Origin of the sequence: uncultured Campylobacter sp., from assembly GCF_938045405.1 — a bacterium.
Classification (GTDB): domain Bacteria; phylum Campylobacterota; class Campylobacteria; order Campylobacterales; family Campylobacteraceae; genus Campylobacter_B.
The window spans coordinates 1-8,429 of record NZ_CALIMW010000253.1 but is presented as its reverse complement, the minus strand read 5'-3'; the positions used below and the strand labels follow the sequence as shown (position 1 = coordinate 8,429).

The following is an 8,429-nucleotide window of genomic DNA, read 5'->3' as shown; positions in this document are numbered from 1 at the left end:
AAAAAAGAGTATGGCCGCAGTCCTGATCGCGCCGACGCGCTGGCAATGAGCTTTTTTGATCTCTGCCCGATACTTCAGAGCAGAAAGGAGGAGCGCTATGACGACTATGCATGGTGAAAAATCCATAAATGCTGTAGATTATGGACGAGAATATGATTATATTTTTGATCGGATTGATCCCGTGCTCGTGCGATCTTTCGCGAAACTTAACGACGAGGCGCTAAAACTCACGCTATATGCATATTTTTGCGATTTAGCACAAGGAAGCGCGCGCATACCGAAAAAAAAGGCAAAAACAAAAATGGCTGAAATTTTAATACGGCAAGGGAAAAATTTTAAAAAGGTGGCGGAGCTCACGGGGATAGGGCGCTCAACATTTTATAAGCTAGGAGGGAAAAATGGACGATAGGACGGCATATCTGCAGGAGCTCAAAACTGCGGCGATGGACGGCTATGAACACTACAAGCAGGGTTTCAAGGATTTGGAGGAGGCATATCTGCTGATCTTGCGCCCCGAGCTCGCAGAAAGCCTGCAAAAGCGCAACAAAAGCAAAAACTATATCCCGAAGCTCAATTCGAAGGCAAAAAGAATTTACGACGGGCTTACGGAGACCTATTTTAACAACGACAAATTCGCAAAGCTGGAGCCCTATATCAACTCTTCGGACGACGAGATAGACAAATGGCAAGCCGCAATCGATCATTACGCGGAGAGCATAAATCTATACAAAACCTTTGCACCGATATTCTTACGCGCGCCTTTTTCGGCAAGCTGCGCGGTCAAGGTGTATTGGAGCAAAGACCGCGCAATGATAGACGAAGTGAGCCTGCAAGACCTATATTTTGATCCGGGTGCGCGCGGGCTAAACGACATATCCTATCTGGTGCATCGCATCTATCTTAGCAGCGAGGATATTTTGAGCTACGGCAAAAGGGGCGTTTTCAAAATAGAGAACAAAGAGGCTTTTGAGAACAAAAAACCCTACGAGCGGATCGAAATTTACGAAATTTACGAGCTGCGCGGAGGCAAATGGTATGTTTCTAGCCTCTACGAAAACGAGCTTTTGCGCGACAAAATAGAGCTGCGAGACGGGCAGCCTTTCATAGTGGGCTATATGCTGCCGCAGATTAGATGCACGGACGAGGAAACCTATGTCAGCGCCTACGGCGAGCCCGCGCTGCTGCCGCTGCAAAACGAGCTCAATGTGAATAGAAACTCGATCACCGACGTCATTCGCCAGCAGGTCGCGCCGAAAATCATATTTGACAAGGCTTCGATGGTAGAGCGAGGCGAGCTTGAGAGCGTAGGCACGCCGATATACACAAATCAACCAAGCGCCGTGCAGGTTTTGCCCGCGGGCGACATAGGCGGAGCGATGGCGGCGCTTCAAGTCATCGAAAACGAGATGAGCGAAGTTAGCGGCGTCTCTCCTCAACAAAACGGCGCGACGACCGTGCGGAAAGAGACCGCCACGATGGCAAGCATAATGGCGAATGAGGGCAGCGTAAGGCTTCAAGGATATATCCGCACATTCAATGAGACCTTTTTTGAACCGATATTTGAGCGGCTTGCGTTTTTGGTGTGGAAATATGCCGACCCGATCTTTTTCGCAGGCTTTGGACGCGGCGAGGTGCCGAGCTTCAAAGTCAATCTAAACACGGGCATCGGGGCGCTAAATAAAGAGGTGCAGAAGCAATCCCTGATGGATGCGGCAAAGATGATCGGCGCGCAGTTTGGGATGTGCTTGCAGATAGGAGATCAGGCGGGAGCTGCTGCGATGAAAGAGGCTAGCAAAAAGCTTCTTTTGGAGCTTCTGCCGCTATACGGCATCAAAAATGCGAGCGAGTTTATCGGCGAGCAGAACAGGTTGGGAGAGATGATCCTGCCGCCGCAGATACCGCCCGATATAAATCCAATGCAAGGAGGAAGCAATGCTTTCTAACACGCAAAAAAAGGTTTTTGACGCCACTATTTCAAATTTGACGTCAAATAAAGAGCTTGAGCCGATTTTGGGGAGTGACGCCGTGAGGAAATTTATCGTTTTGCTAAGTATCAAATACGAGGAATATCTGATCGCGGCGCAAGATGAGAATGCGAGCGACGAAAGCCGTCTGCGGGCAATGGATAAGGTGAAGCTGATAGAAAGCTTCTTTGAATTTTTTGAAAACTATAAGGGAGAATAGAGATGACGGAGCAAGACGCAATCAACGCATTAGTGGGCGAACTAGAAGCAAGCGAGGGGCAAGAGCAGGTAGAGGGATCAGAGCCTGCAGAGGCGCAGCAAACAGAACATCCGCAAATCACGCAGGAAAATCTGCAAAATATGATAGCAAGCGCTATGCAAGGCATAGAGGAGCAAAAGGCGGCACAAGAGGCGGAGAAAGCCAAAGCGGCGCAGGAGGCAAAAACGGCGCAGCTTCCTCCCGAGCAGCAAGCGCTCCTCGATAGTATGGGCTTGCAGGGAATGCCTCAGATGCAAGAGCAGATCAGACAGCTTCAAGAAGCGCAAGCTCAAGCGCAAGAGACGGCGCGCAAGAGGGCGGTTTTTGATAAAAATTTAGATCAATTCAGCAAGGATTATCCTACCATAAAGCCCGAGGAGATGGGAAAATGGGCGGAACAAAACGGCTTTTTGCCGCTGCTAGGCGAAAACTACGACGGCTGGAAAGCGGTAGCCAACGCAATGATAAAGATCGCAACGCCTACGCAAAAACCCGACGAGATCATCGATACGAACAGATCGGGCGGAGAACTCGGCGCATTCGACAGGATGAAAAAAGGGGAGGAGGTAAGCGACGTAGAGATCGGCGCGGAGCTTCTAAAACAAGCGGGATTTTAAGGAGGACGAGATGAACCCATTTTTTTCAGGTATAGCAGGCGGGCTAGCAGGAGCCGCAAATACGGCGACAAGAGGCGGCGGATGGAATTTTCTTGATATGTTAAAAGGTGCGGGCAATCGGGCGCTGGGCTTGTTTTCAGGCTCGGGCGGCGGAACGCCTACGTGGTTACAAGCTGCAGGTTTGGCGGGCGGTCTGTATTCGGGCTTGCAGCAGCAAAAAGCGGCGAATAAAGCCCTACAAATGCAGCAAGATGCATATAATTTCAACAAGATGCTTTCGCAGCGCGAGATCGACAGACAAAACCGCGCCGAGCAAAATTTATATGACGGATGGAATGCGTCCACTTTTGCGAGGCAGTAATGGCTTTTTTTAACCCCCATAAGGTAGATTTCAACTACGATACACGGATGATAGATGCAGTCGGAGCGGTCGGTAGATCGCTCTATGAAATTTATAAGGACAACGTGGCGAAAAATCAAAATCAGGCGCAACTTGACGAGACGAACCGCGCAAATTTGATGAAAGAATACCTATACGGGCAGAAAAATCAAGAAACCGCGCGGCACAATCAAACAATCGAAGCCGAAACCTCAAAGAAAAACGCTTTCGATCAGGATTTGGGGCTGAGGAACTTTTACAGCACCGACGCGTTGCGTAGAGCTCAAATCAATAATCTATACGCCGACAACGCTAGAGCGAACACGCAGTTGCAATGGAATATCAGCCAAGCGCGAGATAAAGCCCAAGCCGAGCAGGAAAAACAGGCGGGCATAGATATGGCGTGGTATAACGCGGGGCAACAAGGCGGGCAATTCGGGGAGTTGCCTGAGGGCTTGAGCGACGCAGACAAGATCAATCTAGGCAGGCGGTATAGGCTGCAAACCGAAGCGCAAGGAGGAATTTACAAGGCGCAAGAGCCTATTTTGAAGCAACAGGAGGCGCAACGCAAGCAAAAACAGATCGACGCCGAAGCCGACATTATATTTTCGCAGCTCGGCGGACAGATACCGCAGGGGATGACCGATCCGCAGGCGCAGCGCGAATATATCAACGCTTACGCTGCGGCGAAGACGAACCCGCAGCTAGTGAAGCAAACCGAGGCATCGGCGGGGCAGAAAAACGCAATCGCGCTAAATCAAAAGAAATTTTTAGAGGGAATGAACGCCCTTAACGCAGGCGAGAATTTTATCAATACCACCTCGAATTTAAGCAGTCTTACGGGTAAAGGCATTGAAACGCAAAGCGGCGTATTCGATAGAGCCATAAATACTCTAGGATCAAACGTCAGCACCGATGCGGCGGCCTTTAATGCGTCTGCCGATCGCTGGGCTAGAGCGAGACAAAATCTACAGAAAGGAAACGGAAATTTTAATTACACGACCTTTAGAGATAGTCTCGACCCGGGTCTCACGGGGTCTAAAACCGCGCAAGAAACCGCGATAAATTCATACATACAAGACCTGATGGAAGTCCAAAATGTAATAGATAACCTAAGAGCTCAAGGTTACGCGGGAGCCGATGACTATCAAAGACAGCTTGACGCGAAAATGAAATCAATCGAGGACATAAGAGAGCTGCTGGCGGGGAAAAAGAGGGGCGCAAAAGCGAGCAGCGGGGAAGCGACGCAGCTATTTATGCAAAAAATGGGTATGCCCGTAAGCGTTGCGCCGATAAATTCCGCCCCGCAACCGCCGCGAGGATACCCAAGCGACGATCTGCGTCAGAGGTTGGACGCAATAGGGATTTTTAACGAGGAGTTTTAGGATGAACGCAAGAAGCTTTTTAGGAGATGGGAAAATAGGCGCACTGATGCAGCAGGGATATTCACCCGAGCAGATCACGAACTACGCCAAAACCGAATACTATAAACAGCAAGGCACGCAGCAGGCAAGCTTAGCCCCGCAGCAAGAAACCCAAGCCGCGTCACAACAAAACGTAGTTTTGCGCCCCGCACCGCAACAGAGCAAAAATACCGATTGGGCGGCACAAGGTTATCGCCCCGTGCCGATAAGAGACGAGCAGACGGGAGAAGTCGTAAATTCCGCGCCGAAACTAGGGCTTGACGGGCGCCCTATTCCTGCTGCGCCTACGCTCGGGCGCGGCGAGGAAGCACGAGCCAACGATAAGAAGAGTAAATTTTTAGGCGGGGCGCTTGACGGGTTAGGAATGGAGGCAAAGACTATTCTTGCTAATTCGTTTTTCGGAAGCGGCGAACCGGCAAAAAGCAAAGATGAAATTTTGCAAGACAAGGTAGCAAAAGCATCTAGCAGGTCTCTTTTTCAAACCATAGCAGGAGATGAAAAAGATGCCGCGGAGCTACAAAAAGATTTAGATTATATCGCAAAAAATGCAGGATATGAGCTTGGCGCGGTGCAGACTAGCGACGGCAAAATTTACTTCGGAACCCGAGGCGCGAACGGGCAAATTATTCAAAAAGAGGTTACGCCTAGCCTCTGGGACGACCTAGCCGCGCGCAAGACCGAGATAGCAGGAGGCGTCGTCGGTGCAGGGCTCGCTCCATTTACCGGCGGGGCTAGCCTTGTGCCTATGCTAGCTATGAGCGCAGGAGGTAGCGCGATAGGCTCGATGAACGATCTGCGCCAAAAAGGCGAAGCGGTCGGCAGAGAGTATAGTGCGGGGGATTATGCCTCAAGGGCGCTTCAGGCTGCGGGCGAGGACGCATTAGGAGGCGTAGCGGTTGCAGGGGCGGGTAAGCTCATAAAGGCTGCAGCACCTGCGATTAAACAGGCGGGCGAGAGGATAATAAGCCCGGTGGCGAAAAACGCAGCAAAAATTGCGGATAATAACATTTTAGTAAATTTAATGCGTAGAGGCGTAACCGATAATATCGAGGGAGCCGAGGCGCAGTATATTAAATCTATGGGCGGAGAAGCGCAGACGCTTAAGGATTTAGCTGCTACAAAAAATGCGCTAGGAGAGGAGGGATTTAGCCAATTTTCTAACGCAGATAGGTCGTTTCACATCCCAAAAACCGGTAGCGAAAGCATAGATAAAGGTATAGGTTTTGCAAACGAAAAAATTATAAAACCCGCCGAACAGACGATCAAGCGCGTTATTCAGGGCGAAAATTTAAGCCAAAGGGAAGCCGATCTGCTCGCAAGCGCGCTAAGCAACGACAAGGGAGCAAAGCTAATCCTCGACAGCGTAGCGAGCGATGCAAACGCATTCGCCAAAACGCAAAAGGTTATGCAGGGGTTAAACTCCAGTTTCGCGAAAAATATCGGCGAGGCCTTTAAGGATGCGCCTAATGCGGTTCAAACTCTCAAAGAGTATGCGGCGCGCACAAAAGGAGATTTTAGCAATGTCATAAAGACGCTGGATAGAGAATTTAGCACCGCGGGGATTGATACGCGCACCCTATCTAAAAATGTCTCTACGGCGCTACAAGACACGCTCGGAAACTCGCGCACCACAAAGCACATAATGAAAGCTATCGAGCGCGGAGGACTTGACGGGCTGCAGGACGCGAGGTCGTTTATCAACAAAGAAATTTCGGCTATGAAGGGGGCAAATGATGCCCTTAGCAGGGAGCGTATCCTTGAGCTCGGCGACGCGCGAGCGATTATTGATGATGCCGTAAACGGCGCGCTCGATCAGTTTTCACGTATAAATCCGCGCGTAGGCGAGCGAGCAAAAGCACTTATGGAGACGGCGCGAAATGACTATAAGGCTTTTAAGGAAGTGCAAGAAAGCGATCTTTACAAGCGCTTAACGGGCGCGATGAAAGACACGAACGACCTAACGAGCGCACTTATCAAAAGCGCAGACAATCAGACGGGAAAAAATTTAGACGAAATTTTAAGCGCGCTAAATCCCGCCGAGCGCGCAAACATAGAGGGAAGCCTGCTTAAAAATATCGTCGAGCGAAACACAAAAAACGGCATAACGGATTTTGGAAAAGCTTTCGAGCAGATAGACAAAATCCCTTTTAAATCGCAGCGGGTAGCGGGGGCGGTAGAGGAGCTGAAGCAAAGCGCGCCGCTGTTAAAAAATTCGGGTGAAATTTTAAAACAGCTGTCTGAAATGGCGCCAAAAACCGCCGAACTACAGCAAGGTATCGGCAAATCTATTACCGGCGCGTTTCAAGTAATGCTTAGAAATCGCCTCGTAAACAAATTGAAATCCAAAATCCCGTGGTATGGCAACAATCAAGCGCTTAAAAACCATATTGCAAACGCCCTTAAAAATGCGGGCGATTTAGAGGGCGCGATAAAAAATATCGAAGCGATACCGACGGAGGGTTTAGACAGCGCGACCAAAGAGGGACTAAGTAAATTCACAAAAGAGGTTATCCCTGAGATTAGGCAAATTCTAAAAACCCAAAACGACGAAGCCGTAAGAGCTAAATTTAGCCCCGAGGAATTAAAAAAGGCGTTGATAGATCCAAGCTTAACCACGCAAGAAAAGGTGAATTTGGTAGAGCGAGCAAAACAACAGATCAAAGAGGAGATGGGCGCAAAAAGACCCACGATAGAGGACGTATTAGCCGCTAGAGAAAAGAATCCCGCAATTGTGGCAAATGACGCGGTTGTAAGCGGGGAGGGTTTTACGCTTAAGGACGGAGCTGCGGCAAAGAGCGATTATAACGTTAAATTTAAATTAGCCCCAAATGTAAGAGATTTGGCAAAGCTTCAAACCGATGAGATTTCGGCAGATTTGGAATATTTAGCAAACAAACACCCCGAGATGTTTAGCGGTAGACCCGCCGATGTGTTTAGGCTGATCCGAGAAATCAAAGAAAACCCGACGCATTTTTATGCTAACAATAGGCTTGATTATGGATTAATAGTCAAGCGACTAGACGGCAATAAAATCGGCAAATTGGCTGTAGAAAAAGAAACGGGCGATATTAAGCACGCAACGAAAGTAAATGACAAAGACCTAAAAAGGCTTGAGAAAATAAGCAAGGAGAAATTAGGAGATGCCGGTATTATCCAAACTTTCACCCGGCCAGGTAGCAAACTCGAAAATCAAGGCTTGGGCTACCAAACTACGGATATTATACCCCAAAACTCCCAAAAAGTAAAGGAACTACCGCCTGCCGAGTTAAGAAAGGCGATAATAAATGCTAAAGACGATAAAGAGCGCCTAGCCATAATAGAAAATCAAAAAGCGGGGATTAGGCAGAGGCTACAAAGGGAAGATGCGATGAAAGAAAAAGAGGCGTTAGATCAAAAGCTCGTCGAAAGAGCAAATGAGAATTCGCAATTTAATAGGGGCAGCGCAACCCAAAGGCGGCTAAATCAAACCCTAAACGAGGTCGATAAACTTGAAATTTCGGAAGCGAAGAAAGACGCCGTTAGGAAAAAGATAATAAGCGAGGCGCAAAAAGAGCTTAGGGCATCGGCGGATTTGATCCCCGCAAACGTATCGGGAGCGGCGGGGTATAATGCAAAAAAAGCAGACAGGCAAATAGACGCAGTCATCAAAGCGCGAGAGAATAAGGAACAAATTTTAAAGCGGGCGGGCGAAAAAAATAGCCGCTTTGGCTCATTTAAAGCCGACATAGCCGATAGCGAATTTATTAAGATCGGAAACCACGTTACACTAAGCGGTAAGCCGAGAAT

At 48.9% G+C, this 8,429-nt stretch carries 7 protein-coding genes; all 7 read left to right on the top strand.

From position 1 onward, the window contains the following. Positions 1–97 precede the first annotated feature (97 nt). Positions 98–409: a hypothetical protein gene (locus Q0140_RS10650; protein ID WP_297964423.1), complete on the top strand. Its 312-nt coding sequence runs from the start codon at positions 98–100 to the stop codon at positions 407–409. After that, positions 399–1,943, top strand: coding sequence for a phage head-tail adapter protein (locus tag Q0140_RS10645; protein ID WP_297964421.1), 1,545 nt, complete (start codon positions 399–401; stop codon positions 1,941–1,943). Before Q0140_RS10650 ends, Q0140_RS10645 begins: the two co-directional genes overlap by 11 nt. Further along, positions 1,933–2,184 (top strand): hypothetical protein, encoded by a 252-nt coding sequence (locus Q0140_RS10640; RefSeq protein WP_297964419.1) that lies wholly within the window; start codon positions 1,933–1,935, stop codon positions 2,182–2,184. The genes Q0140_RS10645 and Q0140_RS10640 overlap by 11 nt, the downstream gene beginning before the upstream one ends. 2 nt (positions 2,185–2,186) lie before the next feature. After that, the gene (locus tag Q0140_RS10635) at positions 2,187–2,840 is read left to right on the top strand and encodes an HIT family hydrolase (RefSeq protein WP_297964417.1); all 654 of its coding nucleotides are present in this window, start codon (positions 2,187–2,189) and stop codon (positions 2,838–2,840) included. 10 nt (positions 2,841–2,850) lie between these two features. After that, positions 2,851–3,201, top strand: coding sequence for a hypothetical protein (locus Q0140_RS10630; protein ID WP_297964415.1), 351 nt, complete (start codon positions 2,851–2,853; stop codon positions 3,199–3,201). Further along, complete coding sequence (locus Q0140_RS10625; RefSeq protein WP_297964413.1) at positions 3,201–4,604, top strand: hypothetical protein; 1,404 nt, start codon at positions 3,201–3,203, stop codon at positions 4,602–4,604. The genes Q0140_RS10630 and Q0140_RS10625 overlap by 1 nt, the downstream gene beginning before the upstream one ends. Before the next feature lies 1 nt (position 4,605). Next, positions 4,606–8,429: hypothetical protein (locus tag Q0140_RS10620; RefSeq protein WP_297964411.1), on the top strand; the 3,824-nt coding region annotated here is incomplete at its 3' end.